General features: G+C 70.0%; 22 protein-coding genes. 16 read left to right on the top strand and 6 right to left on the bottom strand.

From position 1 onward, the window contains the following. The first annotated feature begins 8 nt into the window (after positions 1-8). The 11 genes from OG607_RS03180 to OG607_RS03130 all read left to right on the top strand — a co-directional run bounded on the left by OG607_RS03180 (position 9) and on the right by OG607_RS03130 (position 13,264). Positions 9-1,196 carry a sulfotransferase family protein gene (locus OG607_RS03180; RefSeq protein WP_405718423.1) on the top strand — a complete coding sequence of 396 codons (1,188 nt, stop codon included), beginning with the start codon at positions 9-11 and terminating at the stop codon, positions 1,194-1,196. Between the two features lie 171 nt (positions 1,197-1,367). Next, positions 1,368-2,972 carry an SMP-30/gluconolactonase/LRE family protein gene (locus OG607_RS03175; protein ID WP_405718421.1) on the top strand — a complete coding sequence of 535 codons (1,605 nt, stop codon included), beginning with the start codon at positions 1,368-1,370 and terminating at the stop codon, positions 2,970-2,972. Between the two features lie 8 nt (positions 2,973-2,980). After that, entirely contained in the window at positions 2,981-3,832 is an 852-nt protein-coding gene (locus OG607_RS03170; protein ID WP_405718419.1) for an SDR family NAD(P)-dependent oxidoreductase, read from the top strand. Between the two features lie 20 nt (positions 3,833-3,852). After that, a complete protein-coding gene (locus OG607_RS03165) occupies positions 3,853-5,235 on the top strand; it encodes an SRPBCC family protein (protein ID WP_405718416.1) in 1,383 nt (460 codons plus the stop codon). A gap of 35 nt (positions 5,236-5,270) precedes the next feature. Then, positions 5,271-7,097, top strand: coding sequence for a flavin-containing monooxygenase (locus tag OG607_RS03160; protein WP_405718414.1), 1,827 nt, complete (start codon positions 5,271-5,273; stop codon positions 7,095-7,097). A 54-nt stretch (positions 7,098-7,151) separates the two neighbouring features. Beyond that, positions 7,152-8,855: a thiamine pyrophosphate-binding protein gene (locus OG607_RS03155; RefSeq protein WP_405718412.1), complete on the top strand. Its 1,704-nt coding sequence runs from the start codon at positions 7,152-7,154 to the stop codon at positions 8,853-8,855. Then, on the top strand, positions 8,855-10,288 hold the full coding sequence (locus OG607_RS03150) for an aldehyde dehydrogenase family protein (protein ID WP_405736509.1): 1,434 nt from the start codon (positions 8,855-8,857) through the stop codon (positions 10,286-10,288). Before OG607_RS03155 ends, OG607_RS03150 begins: the two co-directional genes overlap by 1 nt. A gap of 35 nt (positions 10,289-10,323) precedes the next feature. Beyond that, positions 10,324-10,857 (top strand): nuclear transport factor 2 family protein, encoded by a 534-nt coding sequence (locus tag OG607_RS03145; RefSeq protein WP_405718409.1) that lies wholly within the window; start codon positions 10,324-10,326, stop codon positions 10,855-10,857. Positions 10,858-10,861: 4 nt separating this feature from the next. Beyond that, positions 10,862-11,743, top strand: coding sequence for an SDR family NAD(P)-dependent oxidoreductase (locus OG607_RS03140; protein ID WP_405718406.1), 882 nt, complete (start codon positions 10,862-10,864; stop codon positions 11,741-11,743). Continuing rightward, the gene (locus OG607_RS03135; RefSeq protein ID WP_405718404.1) at positions 11,733-12,293 is read left to right on the top strand and encodes a nuclear transport factor 2 family protein; all 561 of its coding nucleotides are present in this window, start codon (positions 11,733-11,735) and stop codon (positions 12,291-12,293) included. Before OG607_RS03140 ends, OG607_RS03135 begins: the two co-directional genes overlap by 11 nt. Before the next feature lie 41 nt (positions 12,294-12,334). Continuing rightward, positions 12,335-13,264, top strand: a complete 930-nt coding sequence (locus tag OG607_RS03130) for an SDR family NAD(P)-dependent oxidoreductase (protein ID WP_405718401.1) — start codon at positions 12,335-12,337, stop codon at positions 13,262-13,264. A gap of 31 nt (positions 13,265-13,295) precedes the next feature. On the opposite strand, the gene OG607_RS03125 is transcribed toward OG607_RS03130, so the two are convergent. Genes OG607_RS03125 through OG607_RS03110 form a run of 4 tightly spaced genes read right to left on the bottom strand, consistent with a single transcriptional unit; the run spans position 13,296 to position 17,375 of the window. After that, positions 13,296-14,063, bottom strand: a complete 768-nt coding sequence (locus OG607_RS03125; protein ID WP_405718398.1) for an enoyl-CoA hydratase/isomerase family protein — start codon at positions 14,061-14,063, stop codon at positions 13,296-13,298. Then, positions 14,063-15,334, bottom strand: coding sequence for an acetyl-CoA hydrolase/transferase family protein (locus tag OG607_RS03120; protein ID WP_405718396.1), 1,272 nt, complete (start codon positions 15,332-15,334; stop codon positions 14,063-14,065). The genes OG607_RS03125 and OG607_RS03120 overlap by 1 nt, the downstream gene beginning before the upstream one ends. Continuing rightward, positions 15,331-16,224: an HpcH/HpaI aldolase/citrate lyase family protein gene (locus tag OG607_RS03115; protein ID WP_405718394.1), complete on the bottom strand. Its 894-nt coding sequence runs from the start codon at positions 16,222-16,224 to the stop codon at positions 15,331-15,333. Before OG607_RS03115 ends, OG607_RS03120 begins: the two co-directional genes overlap by 4 nt. Next, positions 16,221-17,375: a CaiB/BaiF CoA transferase family protein gene (locus OG607_RS03110; RefSeq protein ID WP_405718392.1), complete on the bottom strand. Its 1,155-nt coding sequence runs from the start codon at positions 17,373-17,375 to the stop codon at positions 16,221-16,223. Before OG607_RS03110 ends, OG607_RS03115 begins: the two co-directional genes overlap by 4 nt. Positions 17,376-17,473: 98 nt before the next feature. On the opposite strand from OG607_RS03110, the gene OG607_RS03105 reads away from it, so the two are divergent. Both OG607_RS03105 and OG607_RS03100 read left to right on the top strand, forming a co-directional pair. Next, on the top strand, positions 17,474-18,670 hold the full coding sequence (locus OG607_RS03105) for an acyl-CoA dehydrogenase family protein (RefSeq protein ID WP_405718390.1): 1,197 nt from the start codon (positions 17,474-17,476) through the stop codon (positions 18,668-18,670). Further along, positions 18,660-19,628: an acyl-CoA dehydrogenase family protein gene (locus OG607_RS03100; RefSeq protein ID WP_405718387.1), complete on the top strand. Its 969-nt coding sequence runs from the start codon at positions 18,660-18,662 to the stop codon at positions 19,626-19,628. Before OG607_RS03105 ends, OG607_RS03100 begins: the two co-directional genes overlap by 11 nt. A 1-nt stretch (position 19,629) precedes the next feature. Here the strand turns inward: OG607_RS03100 and OG607_RS03095 are convergent, their stop codons facing one another. Continuing rightward, positions 19,630-20,757 carry an acyl-CoA dehydrogenase family protein gene (locus tag OG607_RS03095; protein ID WP_405718384.1) on the bottom strand — a complete coding sequence of 376 codons (1,128 nt, stop codon included), beginning with the start codon at positions 20,755-20,757 and terminating at the stop codon, positions 19,630-19,632. Next, positions 20,754-21,953, bottom strand: a complete 1,200-nt coding sequence (locus OG607_RS03090; RefSeq protein ID WP_405718381.1) for an acyl-CoA dehydrogenase family protein — start codon at positions 21,951-21,953, stop codon at positions 20,754-20,756. Before OG607_RS03090 ends, OG607_RS03095 begins: the two co-directional genes overlap by 4 nt. 80 nt (positions 21,954-22,033) lie before the next feature. Here OG607_RS03090 and OG607_RS03085 point away from each other — a divergent pair, with 80 nt between their 5' ends. The 3 genes from OG607_RS03085 to OG607_RS03075 all read left to right on the top strand — a co-directional run bounded on the left by OG607_RS03085 (position 22,034) and on the right by OG607_RS03075 (position 25,285). Further along, positions 22,034-23,560, top strand: coding sequence for a class I adenylate-forming enzyme family protein (locus tag OG607_RS03085; protein ID WP_405718379.1), 1,527 nt, complete (start codon positions 22,034-22,036; stop codon positions 23,558-23,560). A gap of 43 nt (positions 23,561-23,603) precedes the next feature. Continuing rightward, entirely contained in the window at positions 23,604-24,404 is an 801-nt protein-coding gene (locus tag OG607_RS03080) for a FadR/GntR family transcriptional regulator (protein WP_405718377.1), read from the top strand. 104 nt (positions 24,405-24,508) lie between these two features. Then, positions 24,509-25,285, top strand: coding sequence for an SDR family NAD(P)-dependent oxidoreductase (locus OG607_RS03075; RefSeq protein WP_405718374.1), 777 nt, complete (start codon positions 24,509-24,511; stop codon positions 25,283-25,285). Positions 25,286-25,316 lie beyond the last annotated feature (31 nt).

Here is a 25,316-nt window from a genome sequence, read left to right as displayed (position 1 = left end):
ACACCCCCGTGTCCTCCGCCCCCCTCGCACTCACCCTGACCAATCTGCTGCTAAGGCCGGGACTGGGCTCCCGCCGCGTCCCCGACCGGGCCTTCGACCGGCTCGTCGCCACGGCCGGACAGGCCGACGGGGACCAGCGGTTCGTCGACGACTTCCGGTTCCTGCTGCGCCACTGGGCGCAGGACGACAGCCTGACCCCGGTCGGCTGGATGTCCGCGCAGGGGCATGTGCGCAGGCATCTCACCAACCGGGCCCGGATCCGGCGGCTGATCGCCGAGCAGCCGGCGATCGAGCAGGAGCCCGTCGACAGGCCCGTGTTCGTGGTGGGCCTGCCGCGCACGGCCACCACGCTCACTCACGGTGTGCTGTCACTGTCGGACGAGCACCGATGTCCCCTGTTATGGGAACTGCTCACCCCCGACCTGGACCTGCCGCCCGAGCGGCGGAAGAAGGCGATCGCCGCCGCTCGGTGGATGGTCGGCGGCATCGACCTGTTCGCCCCGGGCTTCCGCGACATCCACCCCCTGCGCGCGGAGGGCCCCGACGAGTGCACCTTCGCCCTTCCGCACACCGTGATGCCGCTGTCCCAGGCCAGCATCCCCGGGTACCGGGAGTGGCACTACGAGCGGGACTTCGTCCCTGACTACCGCCACCTCAAGCAGGTTTTCCAGGTGCTCCAGTACGGCCGTCCCCGCCGCCGGTGGGTGCTGAAGTCGCCCATGCACACCGAGAACCTCGACGCGCTGCGCACGGTCTTCCCCGACGCCACGATCGTGTGGACCCACCGCGACCCGGCCACCGTCGTGGCGTCCTTCTGCAGCCTGGTCGAGCACGGCATGGCCATCACCCGCCGCCCCCTCGACCTGCACGGCATCGGCGCCACCTGGCTCGAACTGCTCAGCCGCTCCACGACGCGCGGCCTCGCGGCCCGGGCCGCGATACCCCGGGAGGCGCTGGTGGACGTCCCGTACTCCTGGCTCGGGTCCGACCCGGCCAAGGGCGCGCCCATGCTCTACGAGTCCATCGGCGCCCGCTGGACCGACGCCGACGCCGCCCGCCTCCCTCAGGTCGCCGCCCGTCCCAAGGGCACCCGCCCCCACAGCTACGACCTGGCCCGCTACGGACTGACCCGCGAAGACGTCGAGTCGGCCTTCGCCGACTACAACGCCCTGCGCTCCGAGGTCGACCGGGCCTGACAGCACGGGCCTCCCGGATCTGAGAATCAAGTTTTCGCAGTACGAGTATTGCGTTCTGAAAGATCAGAACATTACTCTCCAGAGGTCGGAGCCAGGCCGCACCAAGAGTGCTGACGATACGGAAAGCGATACAAACGTATCGTTTCAAGTACGGCACTGAGAGAGGCACGCATGCCCATGCTGACGCAAGGGGCGCGCTATACCAGCGCCACATCGATAGGCCTCGCCGAAGGGTGGAGCCTGGAGCGGCTCACCCCGCCGAGCCGGCTGTTCGGCGCGAACGGTCTGCGCACCGGTCCGGACGGCCGCATCTACGTGGCGCAGGTGACCGGCAGTCAGATCAGCGCGCTCGACGTCGTGACCGGCGCGCTGGAGACCATCAGTGCCAAGGGCGGCGAGATCATCGCGCCCGACGACGTGGCCTTCGACTCCCGGGGCAACCTCTACGCCACCGAGGTCATGGACGGACGCGTGAGCATGCGCGGCGCCGACGGCCGCACACGGCTCCTGCGCGACGACCTGCCCTGCGCGAACGGCATCACCGTGCACCAGGACCGGCTGTTCATCAACGAATGCCGCATCGGCGGGCGCCTGATGGAGCTCGACCCGAACGGCGGCGCACCCCGTGTGCTGCTCGAGGACATGGCGATGCCCAACGCCATGGAGGTCGGACCCGACGGCCTCCTGTACTACCCGCTGATGGGGACCAACGACATCTGGCGGATCCATCCCGACGGCGGCGAGCCCGAACGGGTCGTGGGGGACCTCGGCGTCCCCGACTCCGTGAAATTCGACTCCGAGGGCTGGATCGTCTCCACCCAGGTGGGCACCGGCGAAGTGCTGCGCATCAATCCCCGCAGCGGCGAGCGCACCGTACTGGCCAGCCTGACCCCGGGTCTCGACAACTGCACCTTCGTGGGCGACCGGCTGTTCGTCTCCAGCTTCACCGGGCAGATCACGGAGATCCTGAGCGGCGGCGAGACCCGGACGACGCTGCCGGGCGGCCTGAACTGGCCGCTGGACCTGACCGTCGGCGACGACGGCAGCCTCTACGTCGCCGACGGGACGTTCTTCTACCTCCTGCGCCCCGGAGGCGGGCTGGAGACGCTGGGGATGCTCTTCACCCCCGGCTATCCGGGCTTCATCCGTGGTGTGACCTCCGTCGGCGGCGGCGAGTTCATCGTCACCACCTCCGGCGGCCAGGTCTCGCGCTTCCGGCCCGCGAGCAGCGAGAGCGAGGTGCTCGCCGACGGGCTCGACCAGCTCTACGGCGTGGCCGTCGCCCCGGGCGGGGCCGTCGTGGCGGCGGAGTTCGGCACGGGCCGCTTGCTCTCCATCCGGTCCGGCAACGTGGAGGAACTGGCCGTCGGCCTGAACGAGCCGCTCGGCGTGGCGTTCGGTCCGGGCGGCAGCTGTCTGGTCTCCGAATCGGGCGCCGGACGGATCGTCGAGGTCACCGCCTCCGGCGTCGACACGGTGGTGGACGGCCTGGACAAGCCGCAGGGGATCCTCGTACTGGACGGGCAGCTCCACATCGTCGATGTCGGCAGCAAGTCGCTGATCAGCGTAGATCTGGAGACCAAGGTTCGGCACACCCTCGCCCGCGACCTGCCCGTGGGTGCCCCGCCCGGCGTGACCCCCAAGCCCCTGCGGGGACTGCCGCCGTTCTCCGGTCCCCAGGGACCCTTCGCGGGCATCGCCGCCGGACCGGACGGCACGCTCTACGTCTCCGCCGACGCAGAGGGCAGCGTCCTGGCATTCCGCAAAGCAGGTTGAGCCGCGTCATGGAGCACGAGCAGGACTTCCTCAGGCTGGACGGACGCGTCGTGATCGTCTCCGGCGCGGGCGGCGGTGGCATCGGCACCACGGTGACGCACATGGCCGCCCTCGCCGGAGCGACCGTGATCGCGGTGAGCCGCTCTCCGGAGAACCTCGACAAGCACGTCGCGCCCCTGGCGGCCAAGGGCCTGCCCGTCGTGCCGGTCGCCGCCGACGCCTCCACCGACGACGGCATCGCGACCGTCATGGAGCAGGTCCGCAAGACGGACGGCGACCTGTACGGGCTCGTCAACGTCGCCGGCGGCGCCGCGCCCTCGACCTGGATGCCGTCGACCCGGGTCACCCGGGCGGACTGGCGCGCGCTGTTCACCCAGAACCTCGAAACGATGTTCTTCATGAGCCAGGCGGTCGCCGCCGAGCTGAAGTCGCAGCGCCGTCCCGGGTCGATCGTCTCGATCTCCTCGATCAGCGGCATGAACACCGCGCCGCTCCACATCGGCTACGGCACGGCCAAGGCGGCGCTGGTGGCGGCCACCCGCACCATGGCGGTCGAACTCGCCGTGGACGACATCCGGGTGAACGCCGTCGCACCCGGCGTCACCGAGACCCCGGCCTCGGCCACCTACGTCGACGAGGACACCGAACGCGACCGCCGGGCCATCGCCATGGGCCGGCGCGGCCGCCCGGAGGAGCAGGCGGGGGCAGTGCTCTTCCTGCTGTCCGACCTGTCGGCCTACATCACGGGCCAGACGATTTTGGTGGACGGCGGCCTGAACCTCAAATGGACGCACCTGGCCGCCGACAACACCTCTCTCTTCCTGAAAGACGAGTCGTTCCGCGCTGCCATAACGCGCTGACACAGTAGTTGGAGAATGTCATGAGCGAAACTGTCGAAAACATCCAGGACACAGTTTCCGCGACCGCCGAGCCGCTGTCGGAACCGCTCACCATCGGCGTGGAGGCGTACCTCTCCGAGGAATACGCCCGGGCCGAACGCGACAAGCTGTGGGCCAAGGTGTGGCAACAGGCCGGCCGCGTCGAGGAACTCCCCAGAGTCGGTGACTTCCTCACCTACGACATCCTCGACGACTCGCTCATCGTCGTCCGCACCGCGCCGGACACGATCCGCGCCTACTACAACGTCTGCTCGCACCGGGGCCGCCCGCTCGTCGACACCCCGCCCGGCGCACGGGACGCCCGCGGCCGCCGCAGGGGGTTCGTCTGCGGCTTCCACGGGTGGCGGTACAACCTGGAGGGCCAGTGCACCCGGGTGGCCCTGGGGGAGGACTGGCCGAGCGGGCTGACCGAGGACAACATCCGCCTGAAAGAGATCAAGGTCGACACCTGGGGCGGCTGGATCTGGATCAACCTGGACCCGGAGTGCGAGCCCCTGCGGGACTACCTCGAACCCGCCGCCACCCTGCTCGACCCCTTCCAGCTGGAGAACATGCGCTTCCGCTGGCGCCGCTGGCTGGTCTTCGACTGCAACTGGAAGGTCGCCCTCGAAGCCTTCATGGAGACCTACCATGTGGCCCAGACCCACCCGGAGTTCATGACCTACGGCAGCTTCCTCGGCTGGTCCAGGGCGCAGGGCAAGCACAGCAACATCGGCTACGACGCTCCCAAGGGCCTGGACGAGAACCAGGCGAAGCTGCGCCTCGGCAGCGGCGCCGACCCCCGCGTCTCCACGGCCGACCTGCAGAACTTCACCTGGGAGAACGCCAACACCAACACCACCCAGACCCTCGTCGACGCCGCGAACCGCCTTGTCGACGAACTGCCCGAGGGCACCCCCGCCGACGTGGTGCTCAGGCACTGGCTGGACTCCGCCCGGAGCGACGACGCCGCGCGCGGCGTGATCTGGCCGACCGTCGCCCCCGAGGACATCGGCAGGAGCGGCACCGCCTGGCAGATCTTCCCCAACTTCCAGATCGGGCACGCGCTCAACAACATGCTCTGCTACAGCGCCCGGCCCTACGGCTACGACCCCGACAAGTGCATCTTCGAGGCGGCCGTCTACGAGCTCTTCCCGCCCGGCGGGGAGCCGGAGACGGAGTGGCTGTACACGCCGGTGGGCGACCCGGCCTGGCGGACCGTCCTGCCGCAGGACTTCTCCAACATGGCAGCCGTCCAGCAGGGCATGAAGGCACGCGGCTTCTCGGGTCCCAAGCCCAACCCGTACCGCGAGCGCAGCATCGTGAACCTGCACCACAACCTGGCCACGTACATGGGTACCGGCGCGCCGCGCGACCTCACCTGACGACCCGAGTGACAGCCCCGAGCCGAGGACTTCGTATGGACAGTTGCGCACCGACGCAGACGCCGGAGATCGACCAAGCCGCCCTCAGAACGAAGTACCTGGCCGAGCGCGACAAGCGCATCCGCGCCGAGGGACAGAAGCAGTACGTGGAGGCCGAGGGCGAGTTCGAGGAGTTCTACGAGGCCGATCCGTACACTCCGATCGTGCCCCGGACCCCGGTCCGCGAGGACATCGACGTGGCGATCCTCGGCGGCGGCCTCTGCGGTCTCGTCGCCGGGGCCCGCATCAAGCAGGCCGGCGTCTCCAACTTCCGGGTCATCGAGCTGGCCGGCGACTTCGGCGGCGCCTGGTACTGGAACCGCTACCCCGGCATCCAAGTCGACACGGACAGCTACTGCTACCTCCCGATGCTCGAAGAGCTCGGCTACATGCCGAAGCAGAAGTACGCCTTCGGTGACGAGGTCTTCGAGCACTGCCAGCGGATCGGAAAGCACTTCGGTCTCTACGACAAGGCGCTCTTCAGCACCCTGGTCCGTTCGATGGAGTGGGACGACTCCATCAAGCGCTGGCTGATCCGCACCAACCGGGACGACGAGATCCGCGCCCGCTTCGTCATCATGGCCCAGGGCCCCTTCAACCGGCCGAAGCTCCCCGGAATCCCCGGAATCACCGACTTCCAGGGGCACACCTTCCACTCGGCCCGCTGGGACTACGCGTACACCGGCGGCGACATGAGCGGCGGTCTTGACAAGCTCGCCGACAAGCGGGTCGCCGTCATCGGCACGGGAGCCAGCGGCGTCCAGATCGTCCCGCACCTCGCCCGCGACGCCCAGCACCTGTACGTCTTCCAGCGCACCCCGTCGTCCATCGACGAGCGCGGCGACGTGCCGACCGATCCCGAGTGGGTGGAGACGCTTCAGCCGGGCTGGCAGAAGGAGCGGCAGCGCAACTTCCACACCGCGGCGTTCGAGGCCTTCGGCCCGGGCCAGCCGGACCTGGTCTGCGACGGCTGGACCGAGATCAGCCGCAACCTGCAGGCGCATCTGGACGCCACCGGCGGCTGGGCCTCGCTGGCGGATCCCGCGAAGTTCATGGAGCTCAGGGAGATCCAGGACTACCAGGTGATGGAACGGCTGCGCGGGCGCGTCGACGCCGTCGTCAAGGACAAGAAGACGGCGGAGGCGCTGAAGCCCTACTACCGCTTCCTGTGCAAGCGGCCGTGCTTCAACGACCAGTACCTGCCGGCCTTCAACCGCCCCAACGTCACCCTCGTCGACGTGTCGGACACCAAGGGCGTCGAGCGCATCACCGAGAAGGGCATTATCGCCCACGGTGTCGAGCACGAGGTCGACTGCATCATCTTCGCCAGCGGCTTCGAGATCACCACCGACCTCGACCGCCGCCTCGGCATCCGGCCGTTCGCCGGCCGCGACGGCCTGTCGCTCTACGACCACTGGGCCGACGGCTACCGCACCCTGCACGGCACCATGAGCCACGGCTTCCCCAACCAGTTCTTCATGGGGTTCATCCAGGGCGGCGTGACCGCGAGCACGACGGCGATGTTCGAGCAGCAGGCCGACCACATCGCCTACATCGTCAAGGAGACCCTGGCGCGCGGAGCCACGACCGTGGAACCCACCGCGCAGGCCCAGGAGGAGTGGTGCGCGACCGTCAAGGCGACCGCGTTCGACAACACCAACTTCCAGCGGGAATGCACGCCCGGTTACTACAACAACGAGGGCGAGCAGCTGATCCGGTCGCACCTCGGTGACCCTTACTGGCCCGGCTTCTACGCCCTTGAGGAACTGCTGCAGGCATGGCGCGACACGGGCGAAATGGCGGGCCTCGCTCTGGACGGCTGAGCAGCCCCGCCCCTGTCGTCGGCGTGCATTCACTTACCGTAACCGGAGAATTTCGTGACCAAAGTCTATGAACGCATCCTGCAGCTCTTCGAAGCCGAGGGCATCAACACGATCTTCGGTATACCCGACCCGAACTTCGTCCACATGTTCCACCTCGCCGAGGAGCGCGGCTGGAACGTCGTGTCCCCCCATCACGAGGAGTCGGCCGGCTTCATGGCGGAGGCGGTCTCGCGTATGACCGGAAAGGCCGCGGTGTGCATCGGCACGCTGGGCCCGGGGGTCGCCAACCTCGCCGGCGCCATGATGTGCGCCAAGGTCGAGAACTCGCCGGTCATCTTCCTGGGCGGGCAGCGCGCACGGATCACCGAACAGCGGGTCCGCCGCGGCCGCATCCAGTTCGTCAAGCAGGCCGCTCTGTTCGAGGCGTCGGTCAAGTACTCCGCCAGCATCGAATACGCCGACCAGACCGACGAGATCATCCGGGAGGGCCTGCGCAAGGCGCTGACGGGAACCCCGGGCCCGGTCTACATCGAGTACCCCTCCCATGTGATCCAGGAAGAGCTCGACGTACCACCGGCATTGCCGCCCGAGGCCTACCGCCTGGTGAACCAGACGGCCGGCCCGGACAGGATCGCCGAGGCCGTACGGCTGATCCGCGCGGCCGAGCAGCCGATTCTGCTCGTGGGTCACGGAGTCCACACCTCCCGCGCCGCGGAGTCGGTCAAGGCGCTCGCCGACGCGATGGCCTGCCCGGTCATCCAGACCTCGGGCGGCACCTCGTACATCAAGGGACTTGAGGACCGCACGTTCCCCTACGGTTTCTCGGCTGCGGCGATCGACGCGGTGGTGCAGTCCGACCTGTGCCTCGCCATCGGCACCGAGCTCGGCGAGCCGGTCCACTACGGACGGGGACGTCACTGGGTCCCGAACGAGGCCAACCGCTCATGGATCCTCGTCGAGCAGGATCCCGAGGCGATCGGCGTGAACCGCTCGATCGACGTGCCGCTGGTGGGCGACCTGCGTGCGGTCGTCCCGCAGCTGGTCGAAGCGCTCAAGGACTCGCCCCGCACCCCGACGCCGGAGCTCCAGGGCTGGATCGACCAGGACGCGGCGCAGTTGGCGGAACTGGCGAAGACGGCTCCCTCCGGCATGTCACCCGTGCACCCGGCGCGGTTGATCGTCGAGGCGACCAACGCCTTCCCGGACGACGGCATCATGGTCCGCGACGGCGGCGCCACCACGATCTTCGGCTGGACCTACTCACAGGCCAAGCCGCATGACGTGATGTGGAACCAGAACTTCGGCCACCTGGGCACCGGGCTTCCCTACGCCATCGGCGCCGCGGTCGCGGAAGGCGGGAACCGGCCCCTGATGCTGATCACCGGCGACTCGTCGTTCCAGTTCCACATCGCGGAACTGGAGACGGCCGCCCGGCTGAACCTGCCTCTCGTCTGCGTCGTGGCCGTGGACTACGCCTGGGGCCTGGAAGTGGGCGTCTACAAGCGCACCTTCGGTCAGGGGTCGCTGGAGACTGGCGTCCACTGGAGCAAGAACACGCGCCTCGACAAGGTCGCCGAAGGCTTCGGGTGCTACGGCGAATACGTCGAACGCGAAGAGGACATCGCCCCCGCCATCAAGCGTGCTTACGCCAGCGGCAAGACAGCGGTCATCCACGTGGATGTCGATCCGAAGGCCAACTCCGAGGAAATGCCCAGCTATGCCGAGTTCCGGACCTGGTACGCGGAAGGAACGCAATGATGCGTGAATACCTGAAGTTCTACATCGGCGGCCAATGGACCGATCCGGCACAGTCGCAGACCTTCGACGTCGTGAACCCCGCGACCGAGGAGGTGTGCGGCAAGGTGGCGGCCGGCTCCGCCGCCGATGTGGACAAGGCGGTCGCAGCCGCTCGGGGGGCCTTTGCCGGCTGGTCCACGACCAGTGCCGGGGAGCGGGTCGAGGTACTCCAGAACGTCCTGGACGTGTACCAGAAGCGCGCCGGCGACCTGGCTGCCGCGTTGACCGAGGAAATGGGCGCGCCGACCGCACTGGCCAACGGTTTCCAGGTGGGGCTCGGGGCCGGACACCTGACCACGGCGATTGCGGTGCTCAAGGACTTCGTCTTCGAGGAACCGCGCGGCGCCACGCTGGTGGTCAAGGAGCCGATCGGCGTCTGCGGTCTGATCACGCCGTGGAACTGGCCCATGAACCAGATCGCGGTGAAGGTCTTCCCCGCGCTGGCCACCGGTTGCACCATGGTGCTCAAGCCCTCGGAGAGGTCGCCCTTCACCGGGCAGGTCTTCGCCGAGATCCTGGACGCCGCCGGCGTTCCCGCCGGTGTGTTCAACCTCGTCCAGGGCGACGGCCCCGGCGTGGGCGTGCCGCTCTCCTCGCACCCCGACGTCGACATGGTCTCCTTCACCGGCTCTACGCGTGCGGGCATCGACATCGCGAAGAACGCCGCGCCCAGCGTCAAGCGGGTCACCCAGGAACTGGGCGGCAAGAGCCCGAACATCGTCCTCGACGACGAGGACTTCGCCGAGAACGTCGGCAAGGGCGTCGCCACCATGATGGGCAACTCGGGACAGACCTGCAGCGCGCCCTCGCGCATGCTGGTGCCCAGCGCGCGCATGGAAGAAGCCATCGCCGTCGCCCGGGACACCGCGTCCGGGATCACGGTGGGCGACCCCCACGGCGACTTCGTGCTGGGCCCGGTGGTCTCGGGCTCCCAGTTCGAGAAGATCCAGGCGCTGATCCAGCAGGGCGTCGACGAGGGCGCCACGCTGGTGGCCGGCGGCACCGGACGACCCGACGGGCTGGAGAAGGGCTACTACGTCAAGCCCACGGTCTTCGCCGAGGTCACCAACGACATGACCATCGCCCGCGAGGAGATCTTCGGGCCGGTGCTGACGATCCTCGGCTACGACAGCGTGGACCACGCCATCGAGATCGCGAACGACACCGAGTACGGCCTCTCCGGCTACGTCGCCGGGGCGGACCTCGACAAGGCCCGAGCCGTCGCCCGTCGCATCCGGGCCGGCTACGTCGCGATCAACGACGGGTTCGACTTCAACTGCCCGTTCGGCGGCTACAAGAAGAGCGGCAACGGCCGCGAGTGGGGCGAGTTCGGCTTCCACGACTACCTGGAGATCAAGGGCATCCTCGGATACGCCCCCGACGACGCCTCATGACGCCTGATCCGGCAAACAGAGGTAGGGACACCGCAATGGACGCTGTCACCGAGGAACTGAAGAGCCTCCTCGATCGCGAGAAGATCCGCGAGTGCATCGCCCTCCTCGCGCGAGGCGAGGACCGCCGTGACGCCGATCTGATCAAGGCGAGCTACTGGCCGGATTCGACCGTCGACTTCGGCATGTTCCAGGGGGACTTCGGCGCGTATCTGGACTGGGTCGTGCCGGGATCCCCGGCAGTGGTGGTGACCCAGCACTTCCTCGGCCAGAGCGTGATCAGGCTGCAGGACGCCGAGGCCCTGGCCGAAACCCTCGTCAATTCCTACCACCGGGTCGACATGGGCGGTCCGGAGGAGCGGGACATCGTCCTCGGCGGCCGCTACCTCGACCGGCTGGAGAAGCGCGGCGACGACTGGCGGATCGCGCAACGGACGATGCTCTACGACTGGTGCCAGGACTTCGGCGTGTCGGCCGACTGGTCGAACGGCGTGATGGGGGCGCCGTTCAGCGCCGAGCACTTCTCCGGCCGGGCGGTCGGCGACTTCAGCACGATCTTCTTCGGCAAGTAGCGCCATGGGTTCACTGACAGGCAAGGTCGCCGTGGTGACGGGCGCCAGCCGCGGAATCGGCAAAGGGATCGCGCTGGCGCTCGGGGCGGAAGGGGCCACCGTCTACGTCACCGGCCGCACACTCGCGCCGGACTCCCATCCCCTGCCCGGCACCGTGGGTGAGACCGCCGCGGAAGTCGGCCGCAGGGGCGGCAAGGGCATCGCAGTCCAGGTCGATCACGCCGAGGACGACCAGGTCGAGTCGCTGTTCGCCCAGGTGGGGCGTGAGCAGGGCAGGCTCGACATCCTGGTGAACAACGCCTTCGCCCTGCCCGAGGATCTCACCGAGCCGCAGCCCTTCTGGGAGAAGCCGCTGTCCAACTGGGAGATGGTGGACGTCGGCGTGCGGTCCAACTTCGTCGCGGCCTGGCATGCGGCGAAGATCATGACGCCCCAGAAGTCCGGCCTGATCGTCGCCATCTCCGGCTATGTCGGGGTGACCTACACCTACGGCGTCGTCTTCGGCACCTGCAAGTCCGCGGCCGACCGGATGGCGCGCGACATGGCGATCGAGCTGCAGCCGTTCGGCGTCGCCTCGCTGTCACTGTGGCAGGGGCTCACCTTCACCGAACGAGCGCGGCGCAATCTCGAGAGCAACCCCGCGATGAAACAGCTGACGGTCACCAATCCCGCAATCGGCTGCACTCCGGAGTACCCCGGCCGGGTGATCGCGGCGCTCGCCACCGATCCGGAGATCATGAAGCGGTCCGGCGGCACCTTCATCACGGCCGAGCTGGCGCAGGACTACGGCATCACCGACATCGACGGCAAGGTCGTCCCCTCGCTGCGAGCAGAACGCGGCTCGCCCATCTGGCACCCGATTCTGGAGACACGTCATGGACGCTGAGCGCCTTGCCCGCCTGGAGCTCCTGCTCGACCGGCAGGACATTCTCGACTGCCTCGGCCACTTCAGCCGCGGGATGGACCGCTTCGACCGGGACCTGTTCCTCTCGACGTTCCACCCCGACGCCACGATCGCGGCCGGTCCCTACGTCGGAGACCCTAAGGGGCTCTACGACTGGGCCCGGCCCATGCATGAGCAGGGCCAGGTGGCGACGCATCACAACCTGCTGAACCACAGCTGCGAGATCTCCGGCGACACCGCCCACACGGAGACCTACTACCTCTTCGTCGCCCGCAACCGCGACGAGACCAACTGGATCGCCGGCGGCCGCTACATCGACCGGCTGGAGCGCCGTGACGGCGTGTGGCGGATAGCCCTGCGCACCACCGTGATCGAGTGGTCCGGCCTGGTTCCGACCCTGCCGGTGCCGTACGCCGACCTGCCGGACATCCACGGCAACGGCGCGCCGGGGCGGAGCAAGGACGATCCCTCCTACCGCCGCCCGCTGGCCAACCTCCGCGACGAGCAGATTCCGCCGGGTCTTGAGGACTAGGGACTGTCCGGCAACCCAGCATCAACCAGAGGAGAAGGCCAGTGACCGAACGCAGATTCGATGACCGGGTAGCCGTGATCACCGGCGCGGGCAGGGGGCTCGGGCGCGCGTACGCGCTGCTGCTGGCGTCGAAGGGCGCCAAGGTCGTGGTCAACGACCCCGGGTTCGGCGTGGCGGGAGTGGGCGCCGACGCCGGCCCCGCCGACGACGTGGTGCAGGAGATCAAGGCGCTGGGCGGCGACGCCGTCGCCAGCACCGAATCCGTCGCGTCACCCGAGGGCGGCCAGGCGATCGTCCAGTCGGCGCTGGATGCCTTCGGCCGCATCGACATCCTGATACACAACGCCGGCAACAACCGTTACTCACCGCTCGCGGAGATGTCCCACGAGGACTTCAAGGCTGTCATCGACGTGCACCTGATGGGCGCGTTCAACGTCGTGCGGCCGGCGTTCCCGCTGATGTGCGAGGCGGGCTACGGCCGCATCGTGCTGACGTCCTCGATCGGCGGTATCTACGGCAACAGCAATGTGGCCAACTACGGCTCGGCGAAGGCCGGCATCATCGGGCTCAGCAACGTCACCGCGCTCGAGGGCGCCCCCAAGGGCGTGAAGAGCAACGTCATCGTCCCCGGCGCCCTGACACGCCTGGCCGACGGTCTGGACACCTCGCAGTACCCGCCGATGGGCCCCGAACTGGTCGCGCCGGTCGTGGGCTGGCTCTCCCATGAATCCTGCTCCGTCACCGGAGAGCTGCTGGTCTCCGTCGCAGGCCGCGTGGCGCGGGCGTTCATGGCCGAAACGGCGGGCGTGTACCGGCCCGAGTGGACCATCGACGACGTGGGCGAGCAGATCGACGCCATCCGCGACCCCGCCGAGCAGTGGGCGCTGCCGCCCGTCCCGTCCGGCTTCATCGATCATCTGGGCCGCAGTTTCGAGATGGCGAACAAGGGAGCGGCGGAAGCGGGCAAGTAGGCCCCCGGCACCCGGCCGGCTCCCGGACCGCTCAGCGTCCCTGCCACCGAGGGGGGCGCTTCTCGGCGAACGCCCGGGGGCCCTCCTGGGCGTCCTCGCTGTTGTAGCAGTGCTCGGACGCGTGTCTGGCGGCCTTGAGGGCGGCCGAACGGCCCATCTCGGTGGAGAGCATCACCGTCTCCCGGGCGGCCCTCACCGACAGGGGCGCGCCGGCGAGGATCTCGCGGGCCAGTTCGAGCGCGGCTTCCAGCAGCCCCGCCGGGTCGGCGAGGCGATTGACGAGGCCGATCTCGTAGGCCCGTTGGGCGGTGATCGGCCTGCCGGTGAGGAGGATCTCCATCATGATCCGCTGCGGGATCATGTGGATCAGCGGCGAGGCCCAGGGCGAGCTTCTGCCCACCTTGACCTCGGTCACCGCGAACGTCGCGCTGGTGCTGGCGACGCACAGGTCGCAGGCCTGGGCGATCATCCAGCCCCCGGCGAACGCGGCTCCGTTGACCGCCGCGATGGTGGGTTTCGACAACTCGACGGTGTCGTAGGGCAGCGGGAACATGTCGCGGGGCGGCACCCCCATGCCCGTGTCGACCATCTCCTTGAGATCACCCCCGGCGCAGAACGCCTTCTCACCCGCGCCCGTGAGAACGGCGACACGCAGATCGGCATCGCGCTCGAAGCGGTCCCACGCCGCGTACAGACCCTCGCGGACGTCGCGGGCCAGGCAGTTGCGGGTCTCCGGCCGGTTCAGGGTGATGACGGCGATGCCGTCGTCACGGGCGTCGAACAGTACGGCGTCGCTCATCAGAAGCCTCTCCGCTGGATGATGTGGGCCTCGCGCTCCAGCTCTTCCCGGAAGTCGGGGTGAGCGACGGCGATCAGACGGCGCGTGCGCTCGGCGAGGGACCGGCCCTTGAGCTCGGCCGCGCCGAATTCGGTGACGATCACATCCACGTCGCTGCGCGCGGTGGTGACCGGCCCCGACAGGCTGACGGCGATCCTGCTGATCGTGCCGCCCTTGGCGGTGGACGGCAGGGCGATGATGGCGTGGCCACCGGGTGAGCGCGCGCCGGCGCGGACGAAGTCCACCTGGCCGCCGGTGCCGCCGACGTAGGACGAGCCGCTCTGTTCGGCGTTCACCTGGCCGGTCAGGTCGACCTCCATCGCCGAGTTGATGGTCACCAGCCTGTCCAGGCGGGCGAGCACGGCCGCGTCGTGGGTGTAGGAGGTGGCGCACATGCGGATCTTCGGGTTGCGGTCGGCGAATGCGTAGAGACGCCTGGTGCCGATCAGGGCGCCGTTGACCGAGACCCCGGTGTCGATGGGTTTGCGCGCGTTGGTGACGACGCCCGCCTCGACCAGCTCGACCAGGCCGTCACCGAGCATGCCGGAATGCACGCCGAGATCCTTGCGGTCGTGCAGCAGGCGCAGGACGGCGTCCGGTACGGCCCCGACCCCGGTCTGGAGGACCGAGCCGTCCTCGATGAACGCGGCGGCGTGGCCCGCGATGGCTTCGTCGGTCTCGCCGATCTTCGCCGGCGGGACCTCGACCGGGGGACGCGAGACTCGCACAGCGCAGTCGATCCGTGCCCCGGGCAGCAGCTCGCCGTGGGTGAAGGGCACCTGGTCGTTCACCTCGGCGATGACGACGCGCGCCTTCGAGACGGCGGCCCGCACATAGTCGCTGATCAGGCCGAAGCTGTGGTCCCCGTTCGCATCGGCCGGGCTCACCTGCACAAAGGCCACGTCGCACCCGATGATCCCGGCCTCGATCATCGGGCCGACCTGGCTGACATGGCAGGGGATCACGCCGAGCCGGTGCGCCTTGGTCAGTGAGCGCAGCGCGCCGATAGCTCCCATGCTGGACAGGGAGAAGCTGTCGGTCGCCGCCGGGGTGAGGAGACCGGAGAAGCTCGTCGCGATGAAGGCCGACAGCCGGCCGATGTCGCGGCCCTGATCGATCAGCGCCTCGATCAGCGTGGTCGGTTCGCCGCAGGCCTGGCCCATGACGATGCGGTCGCCGGGGCGCAGGAACCGGCCGAGATCGAGGCCGCCGGCATCGTGGACGACCGTCATCCGCGTCCCCCGGACGCCAGCAGCGCCTGGGCGCGGGCCAGATGAGGACGGTCGAGCATGGCGCCCTTGTGGCCGATGGCGCCGATGCCGGGATGGGCGGCGAACAGATCGACGATCTCCTGGGCGGCGGCCAGTTCCTCCTCGGTGGGCGTGAAGGCCGCGTTGATCACATCGACCTGGGCGGGGTGAATGGCCAGCATGCCCCGGTAGCCGTCCCGGCGTACCTTCTCGGCCCGCCTGCGCAGGCTCTCCAGGTCGCGGAAGTCGCCCTGGATGGTCTCGACGGCGGCCACACCGGCGGTGGCCGCGCCCAGGAGGCACAGGCTTCTGGCCAGCTCGTAGGTGAAGCCGTAGCTTCCGTCGGGGTTGCGGTTCTCGCTCGCGCCCACGGCGTCGGCGAGATCCTCCGCGCCCCAGGTCATGGCGACCACCCTCGGCGCGCCCTTGTACGTACCGGTGGTGAACATGGCTTCGGCCGTCTCGGTCACCAGCACGATGACTTTCGTCGAGCCCTGGTCGATGCCGGCGGAGACCTCAAGCGCCGAGAGGTAGTGGTCCAGAAGCTCCACGTCCTGACGGCCGCGCGACTTGGGAAGCATGATGCCGCCGGGCCGTGCGGGGATCACCGCCGCCAGGTCGGCCAGCGTGTGGGGGCCGTCCAGGGGGTTGACCCTCACCCACAGCCGGCTTCTGTCCTCCTGCGGCCGGTCCGCGAGAAAGGCCGCGATCATCTCCCGGGCCTTGGGTTTTCCGTCCTCGGTCACCGCGTCCTCCAGATCGAGGATGACGATGTCCGCCGTACCGGCGGCGGCCTTTTCCATCTTCCGTTCGCTGTCGCCCGGGGCGAACAGCCAGGAGCGCGCGCTGAAAATGTCTCCGGGGCTGGTCATTCCTTCTCCCTTGTCGCGGTCGGCTCGCCCGTTACTTCTGTTGTGTGGGCCCCGAGCCTGGGTGCGGGACCGGCGATGCGGCCCGGCGTTCGTGAGAACCAGGCGGGCATTCCGGGAAAACGTACCGGTCCGTTCGGGGTGTCGACCGTCTCGAAGAATCCCGCTTCGTTCAGATGCGGATTGTCGAAGAGTTCGTCGAGGGTGCGGACCGGCGCGGCGGGGATGTCGAGGGACCGGAGGAGGTCGAGCCAGGCCTGCGTCGTACGCTCCAGGAAGGTCTCCGCCAGCAGGGCGTATACGGTGTCGATCCGGCGCGCCCGCTGTTCGAGGGTGGCGAAGTGCTCGCCGGCCCAGGCCGGTTTGACAGCGCCGACGAACGCCGACCACTGCTTGTCGTTGTAGACCAGCGCGGAGATCAGGCCGTCCTGGGTGCGGTAGGGCTTCCGGTTGGGCGCCACCGCGCGGGGGTACACGGCGGGGCCCAGGGGAGGGCTGAACATCGCGCCGTTGGCGTGCTCGACCAGCATGAAGGCGGCCATGGTTTCGAACATGCTCACCTCGACCTCCTGGCCCTCGCCGGTCCGCTCGCGGTGGAACAGGGCCATCATGGTGGCGTACAAGGCGGTCAGTCCGGCGATCTTGTCCGCCATGATGGTGCCGACATAGCTGGCTTCACCGGTCAGCTGTTCCTGTGCGAACGGCAGGCCGCATTCGGCCTGGATGGTGTCGTCGTAAGCGGTGAGATTCGCGTCCGGACCGCGTCGGCCGTATCCGTAGCAGTTGGTGTAGACGATCGACGGATTGACGGCGGCCACTTCTTCGTACGCGAATCCGAGTTTGGCGACCGCCCTGGCGCGCATCGAGTGGATGAACACATCGCTGTGTTCGATGAGTTTGCGCAAGGTGTCCTTCATTTCGTCGGACCGAAGATCCAGTACCACGCTGCGCTTGCCACGGTTCACATTGACGAAGACGCCGCCCATTCCCGGCTCCGGCCCGACCGAGATGTAGCGGGTGTTGTCGCCTGCGGGGGGTTCGATCTTGATCACGTCCGCGCCCATGTCGGCCATGATCTGGGTGCAGTAAGGGCCCATCACCATCGCCGTCAGATCGACGACGCGGACTCCGGACAGAGGGCCTGTGTGTCTCATTCGCCGAGCCTCGCCTTCACAGCACCTCCGCCTTGACCGCCAGTCCCTCTATCCTATATATGTTAGCAATCTTTACAAGGGTGATGAGGGGAGGGTTCGTGACCTCAGCGGCTGAGGCGGGCGCGGAGCTGGACCTCGATCTCGGCGCGGAGGCGCGGGCGCTGCGCACACGGCTGCGCGCTCTGCTCGCCGAGGAGCTGCCCGCCGACTGGGTCACGCCGTTCTCCCTCGCGCCCGACATCCGGGCGGTTGTCGCACGGGTCTGCCGACGCCTCGCGGACGAGGGCCTGCTGACGCTGAGCTGGCCGGCCGAGTACGGCGGCGCCGGAGCGGACCTGTGGCAGCAGACGGTGCTCCGCGAGGAGATGTGGGCCCACTTCGAGCCGCGCGGGCCCCAGTACATGGGGCTCAACTGGGTCGGTCCGGTGCTCATGGAGGTCGGCACGGACGGGCAACGCGCCCGGCACCTGCCCGGCATCTCCTCCGGGACGGCCGTGTGGTGCCAGGGGTTCAGTGAGCCCGAGGCGGGCACCGACCTCGGTTCACTGCGGCTCGCCGCGCGTCGCGAGGGCGAGGAGTGGGTGCTGGACGGCCAGAAGATCTGGACGTCCTACGCGGGCCTGGCGCACTGGTGCTTTCTCGCCGCCCGGACGTCCCGGCCGGACCCGTCGGACCGCTCGCAGAAGAAGCACGACGGCATCACGATCTTCCTGGTGCCCATGGACAGCCCTGGCATCACCGTTGTCCCGATCGAGTCGATGATGGGCGAGCAGCACCTCAACGAGGTCTTCTTCGAGGGCGTGCGGGTCGGCGACGACGCGGTGCTCGGCGAGGTCGGACGGGGCTGGGACGTGATCGGACTCGTGCTCAAGCACGAACGCATCGGCATCCCGAGGTACGCGCGGGACGACCGGGTGCTCTGCGAACTCGCTGGCCACGAGGGCCTGGACGAGCCGTCCGCCGCCGCCGAGTACGCCCGGGCCCTGGTGCACACCCGGGTCGCCAGGCTGCTCTCCTACCGGGCCGTCGCGCTCAGCGAGGCGGGCCGGTTGACCGCCCAGGAGGCGTCCCTGGCGCGGCTGGCGTCGATCCAGCTCGACCAGGAGGTCGCCGAACTGGCCGCCGATGTGTGCGGGGCGGAGGGGCTCGCGCCCGACCCGGGGCGGGGGCTGCTCGGGAACGTCGAGGACGTCCTGCGCTACTCGCGGTCGGCGACGATCGCGTCGGGAACGATAGAGGTGCAGAGGCTGGTCGTGGCCCGCGCCGCACTGGAGGGCACCGCCCATGCGTCGTGAATGGCCCAAGAGCGCCAGGGACTACGCGCAGACCGTGGCCGCCGCGATCCGGTCGTTGGGCGGGGTCGAGTCGGCCCGGCGCGCCGAGGCCGAACCTGGCCACCGGTCGGAGGTGGTCCGCCCACGGCTGGACGCGCTCGGCGCGCTCATGCTCGACCCGTGGGGGGACGAGGAGGAGGCGGCGGCCGCGGCGCTGGCCGTGCGCGAGGCGGGGCGGGCCGTGCTGCCCTGGCCGATCGTCCACGTCCTGTCCGTCCCCATGCCCGTCCGCGACGACTGCGGCGGGGTGCACCTCGTCCTGGGCGAGTCCACCGCGCTCGACCACGCCGATGTGCTGCCGGGCCCGGTCGCCCTCGACCTGCGGGACGGCCGGGCCTTCTCGGTGACCGTCGACCGCCTCCGGCAGGCCCCCCTCGACCCGTTCCGCTGCGACGTACGGCTCGCGGACAGCGCAGGCAGCGGCCTCGGCCCGCTGTCGGCCGACGCGTCCGGGATGCACCTGCTCCTGGACGCCTTCTGGGTCGGCGGAGCCCTGGCCGAGGCCGCCGAGCTGGCCCTGCGGCATGCCCGCGAGCGGCACCAGTTCGGTGTCCCCATCGGACGCTTCGGGGAGATCCGCTCGCGTATCGCCGACCTCGTCCTGGCCCGCGACGGCCTCGACGAGCTGGCCCTCTACACCTGGTGGCTGGTCCGGGTCGGCGAGGCAGGCCCCGCCGACCTGCTGGCGCTGCGGGTGCAGATGATCGAGTCGGCGCAGAGCGTCCTCGCCCACGCCCATCAGATCCTCGGGGCGATGGGGCTGTGCGAGGAGCACGACCTGGCCGTCATCGACCGCCACCTCCAGCCGGTCCTTCGTCGGCCGGCCGGACGGCTGGGGACGACGGCCCTGCTCGCGGAGCACGTGCGGCGGGACGGCTTCGCCGCGCTCTTCCCGGTGCCGGCGCGTCTGCCCCGCTGAGTCAGAACAGGCCGCGCAGGACGCGGTCGCGATGCCACCGGGGCTCACCGAAGAGGAACTCGTTGAGCAGCGCGCGCTTGAAGTACAGGTGCAGGTCGTGTTCCCAGGTGTAGCCGATCCCGCCGTGGAGCTGCAGCGCGGTGCCCGCGTTGCGCGCGGCCAGCTCGCACGCGTGGTCCTTGGCCAGGGACACGGCGAGGTCGCAGGAGGACGGTTCGAGCGCGAGGGCCCTTGCTGCCTCGTCCACGAGCGCGGCGCTCGTCTCAAGGTTGACGAGCATGTCGGCCGCCTGGTGCTTGACCGCCTGGAACGATCCGATGGGCCGGTTGAACTGGTGGCGCTGCCGCACGTACTCGACGGTCATGCCGAGCACCCGCCTGGCGTTGCCGACCGAGTCGGCCGCGACGGCGACCGCCGCGCGGTTGGCGAGGGCGCCGAGCAGCCGGGTCGCGTCGGGGGCGCCGGGCACGTCGACGGCGAGGATGCCGGCGTCGGGGACACCGACCGAGTCGAGCACGATGTCGTCGAGGCACCTGGTCTCGTCCGTCTGAGCCTGTGGCGTGACCGACAGACCGGGGGCGGAGGACTCGGCCAGCGCCACGAGCCAGCCGTCCGGGGTGCGGGCCGGGAGAAGGAGGAGGCGGCTGACGCGGGCGTCCGGTACGTGCCCGACTCGCCCGGTCAACGCCCAGGCGCCGTCGGTGCGTTTCGCGGCGACCCGGTCGCGGGCGCCCGGCGCCGAGAACCACTCGCCCAGCGCGACCGTCCCGGAGACGGTCCCGGCCGCCAGGAGCGGCAGCCAGCGCTCGTGCTGGGCGCCGGTTCCCGCGAGTGACAGCGCGCCGGAGCACAGGACGGCACTGGAGAGCAGCGTCGATGCGCCGACGTGTTCGCCCAGGGCCTCCAGGACGACGGCGAGTTCCACGAACGAACCGCCGCCCCCGCCGTACTCCTCGGCTATCTCCAGGCCGAGGAGACCGGCGGACGCGAGTTCGCGGTCGAGGTCGGCGTCCGGGGCGCCGCCCTTGTGCGCGACCGCCCGGGCGCGCGACGAGGGGAAGACGTCGGCGACGAGCCGGCGGGCCAGGTCCCGGACGGCGGCGCGGTCGTCGTCCTCGGGGCCGGTCACGCGGCGGGCTCGCGGGGGAGACCGAGCGCCCGCTCGGCGATGATGTTGCGCTGGATCTCGCTGGTGCCGCCCGGGATGGTCCATTCCCACGAGCCGATGTGGTCCAGCAGCCACGCGCCGGACTCCCAGCCGGAGCCGACCGGGCGGCGGACGGCGCGTTGGCCGTCCAGGCCGGCCAGTTCCATGCCGAACGCGGTCAGCCGTTGCAGCAGTTCGCTGTAGTACAGCTTGACCACGGAGGCGTGGGCGCCTTGCGCGAGCTCGGAGCTCGACCGGGTGATGACCTGTCGGACCAGCAGCCTGAGCGCCTGGACCTCGCGGGCCAGGCGGGCCAGGCGGTCACCGACGACGGTGTCGGCCGTCGGAGGGGGCCCACCGGGTCCGGCCGCTTCGAGCAGCAGCCGGCGCAGACCGACGGCCAGCCGTTCGGCCAGCTCGATCATGGTGCCGCCGCGTTCCGAGGCAAGAGTGGACTGGGCCACCCGCCAGCCGTCGTTCTCCGCCCCGATGAGGTTGCCGACCGGGATCTCCACATCGGTCAGGAAGATCTCGCAGAAGTGCTCCTCGCCGGTGATCTGGCGGATCGGCCGTACGAGCACCCCGGGCGAGTCCATGTCCATGACCAGGTATGAGATGCCGCGCCGCTTGGGCGCGCCGGGATCGGTCCGCACCAGCAGAAGGCAGTGCTGCGCGTAGGCGGCGCCGCTGGCCCAGATCTTCTGCCCGTTGACGACATAGACGTCCCCGTGCCGCTCTGCCCGCGTCCGCAACGACGCGAGGTCGGACCCGGCCTCGGGCTCGGAGAAGCCCTGGCACCAGACGGCGCCGTCGAGGATTCCCGGCAGGTAGCGGCTGCGCTGCTCCGGTGTCCCGGCGTCGAGGAAGGTCCCCGCGGCGTGGTGGAGCGAGACGAAGTGCAGGCTCAGCCGGGGGGCGTCGGCGCGGGCCAGCTCCTCGAAGATCACCGCCTGCCGGGCCAGGTCGAACCCCCCGCCCCACGACTGCGGCCAGTGCGGGACGGCGTACCCGGCGGCCCTGAGCTCGCCGAACCACCAGTTCTGGAACCGGACGAACTCCTCATGGCTCGCGCTGGTCTGCCGCTCGTGCCAGTCGTGCGGGACGTGCTCGGCGCACCACTGCCGGACCCCGGCCCGCAGTTCGTCCGGAGGGAGTTGATGTGCGCGTATCCCTGGCATCGCCGTCTCCTGCCGAGTGCGGTGTCGTCGCATCGAGGCTATGCTATGAATCTTTGTAAGGATAGTGATATCAAGGTGTCATGAGCAGCACTGACGCAGGCGCCGCACCGCGGCGCACGACCGTCCCCGGCTCCATCGCCGAGGTGCTGGACGCCGCCCTCGCCTCGCGCCCGCACGCCCCCGCGGTCGAGGCGGTCTCCGGTGTCTGGTCGTACGCCGAACTCGACGACCGGGCACGGCGGGCGGCCGGTGCGCTGTGGTCCCTCGGCGTGCGCCCGGGCGACCGGGTCGCGGCCTGTCTGCCCAACGACCTGGACATCGTCGCGGCCTTCCACGGCGCGCAGCGGATCGGGGCCGTCTGGGCGGGGATCGGCGAAGCGCTCGCGGCGAGCGAGCAGCGGGAGCTGTACGAACTCTGCGAACCGGCGGCCGTCCTGGCCGGACCGCGCTGCCTGCTGAACGCGCCCGAGTGCGTCGGCCCCGACCGGTGGGCGGAGCTCATGGCCCGTCACGAGGCGGCCCCCCGCGTCGAGCCGGACATCGACGCGCCGGCCGGAATCGCCTTCACCAGCGGGACGTCGGGCCACCCCAAGGCCGTCGTGCACAGCCAGCGCAACCTGCTCCTGCCGGGCGCGGTCCTCGTCGCCACCCGGGGCTGGGGACCCGGGCTGCGCAAGGGCGACAGCTTCCCGCTGACCATCCTCAACCTGATGGTCCTGTCCACCCTGCTCACCGCGCAGGCCGGCGGGTGCTCCGTCGTGATGAACCGGCGCGACGTCGCCGGGGTCGCCGACTGGATCTCCTCGCGGCGCGTCACGGTGTGGAACGGCGCCCCCGCGCAGCTCCACGATCTCGCCAGGCGCCCGGACCTGGACCTCGGCTCGCTCCAGGAGGTGTGGAGCGGCGGCAGCGACACCCCGGACGCGCTGCGCCGGGCGTTCGCCGAGGCCCACGGGCTGGTGCCCCGGGTCACATACGGCCTGACCGAGGCGCCGACCGTCGTCTCGATCGACCCGCCGGGGCAGGAGTGGCGCCCGGGCACGAGCGGGCGGGCGCTGCCGCACTACGACATCGCGGCGTACGACGACGAGGGCCGCCGCCTCCCGCCCGGCGCGCTCGGCGAGCTGCGGCTGAGCGGCACCGCCGCCGGCCCGTGGGCGGGCTCCTGGACGCCCATGCTCGGGTACTGGGAGCGCGGCGGCGTCCGGCCCCCGGAGCCCGGCCCGGTCCCCACCGGTGACGTGGGGACCGTCGACGGCGACGGGTGGCTGACCGTGCTGGACCGCAAGAAGCTGGTCATCATCCGGGGCGGGGCGAACGTCTACCCCCTGGAGGTGGAACGGGTCATCGCGACGCACCCGGACGTCGCCGCCGTCGCGGTGTGCGGGGTGCCCGACGACCGTCTCGGCCAGCGGGTGGCCGCCGTGGTCGAGAGCGCCGGTCCGCCGCTGGACTTCGACGCGCTCGCCGGGCTCTGCCGGCGCGAGCTCTCGCCGTACAAGGTCCCCGAGATCTGGTCCCAGGTCGACGCCCTGCCGGTGAACGCCATGGGCAAGGTGCAACGAGCCGGACTGCCCGGGCTCGTGGACCCCCGCGGGCGCCCCTGAACGGCCTGAGGGACGGCGCGGCATCACTGCTAGCCTTGCAATCATGGAAAGTACAGGCTCCGAGCGCGCCAAGATCGGGCAGATGCGCATGGCGGAGCAGGTCGCCTCCGCGCTGCGCGACCGGATCCTGGAGGGCGGCATCTCGGACGGCTCGACGCTCCCCAAACAGGACGAGCTCGTCGCGGAGTTCGGCGTCAGCTATCCCTCGGTGCGGGAGGCGTTGCGGATCCTGGAGACCGAGGGCTTCATCACGGTGCGGCGCGGCAATCGCGGCGGTGCGATCGTGCACGCCCCGGACATCGGGACCGCCGGTTATGCCCTCGGCCTGACGCTGCAGTCGATGCAGGTCAGGGTGCCCGACCTCGGCGCCGCCCTCGCCACCCTGGAGCCGTTGTGCGCGGCCCGCTGCGCGCAGCGGTCGGACCGCAAGCGCGCCGTGGTCCCGCGGCTGAGGGAACTGCTCGCCGCGAGCGAAGGCTGCATAGAGGACGGTGCCGCGTTCACCCGGGCCTCGCGCGAGTTCCATGACGCCGTCGTCGGGTTCGACCCCAATGCGACGCTGCGCGTGGTGGTGAAGAGCCTCACCTCGCTCTGGTCGGTGCAGGAGGAGGCCTGGGCGGACGTCCAGATGTCGCGCGGCTCCTACCCCTCGCCCGCCGAACGCACCGCTGCCCAGCAGGCCCACGAACGGCTGGTGACGAGCATCGAGCAGGGCGACGCCGACGAGGCCGCGCGGCTCGCGGGGGAGCACCTCACGGCGACCCAGCGCTGGGTGTGCCGCACCTTCAAGGACCGGGTGCTGGACGCCGCGTCGGCCCGGAACCGGATGTTCCGGCGCGGCTGATGTGGCTGGGGCCGGATCGGATCGGCGGCCGTAAAGTATTAATCCTTGTAAGGATGACTTCGGCGCGCATAGCATGGGCTCCTGGCCGTTGAAGGGAGACCCGCGTGGCGCCGGACCGTGATGCCGCCGCTCGGATGTTCGGACTCGACGGCCGGGTGGCGATCGTGACCGGCGCCTCGTCGGGTCTGGGAGCCTCGGTGGCCCAGGCGCTGTCCTCGTTCGGCGCCCGGGTCGCGGTGGTGGCCCGCCGTCAGGACAGGCTGGCCGAGCTTGCCAAGGAGATCGACGGCCTCGCCGTCGCCTGCGACCTGTCCGACCCCGACCGGGTCGGCTCCGTCGTGCCGGCGGTCGTCGAGGGCCTGGGGCCGCCGGAGATCCTGGTCAACGCCGCCGGGAACATGTTCACCACCGAACGCGCCGAGTCCGAGCCGTTCGACGCCATCCGCCAGACCATGGACCTCAACCTGGTGGCCCCGCTCCTGCTCGCGCAGGCCGCCTTCCCCCATATGCGCGCCCTGGGCCGGGGGTCGATCGTCAATGTCTCGTCCATCAGCGGCCGGGTCGGCGTCCCCGGGATCCCGCAGGCGTCCTACGCGGCGAGCAAGGCGGGGCTGTCCGGCCTGACCGCCGAACTCGCCGTGCAGTGGGCGCGGCACTCCATCCGGGTGAACACCGTCGCCCCCGGCTTCTTCCGCAGCGAGATCACCGGCCCGCTCTACGAGAGCGAGCGCGCCGCCGAGTACCTGCGCCGCAACACCCCGCTGCCGATGGAGGGGACCGCGCAGGACATCGTCGGCGCCGTCGTGTGGCTCGCCGGTGACGCCGGAAGCTACGTCACCGGGCAGACGGTCGTCGTCGACGGCGGCTGGACCGCGCGCTGACCGAGCCCCTGACGGCCCGCGCGGGCGGCTA

It is taken from the genome of Streptomyces sp. NBC_01537, assembly GCF_045040445.1.
Taxonomy (GTDB): domain Bacteria; phylum Actinomycetota; class Actinomycetes; order Streptomycetales; family Streptomycetaceae; genus Actinacidiphila.
The sequence above is the reverse complement of the archived record's forward strand: the minus strand, read 5'-3'. Positions and strand labels throughout refer to the sequence as shown.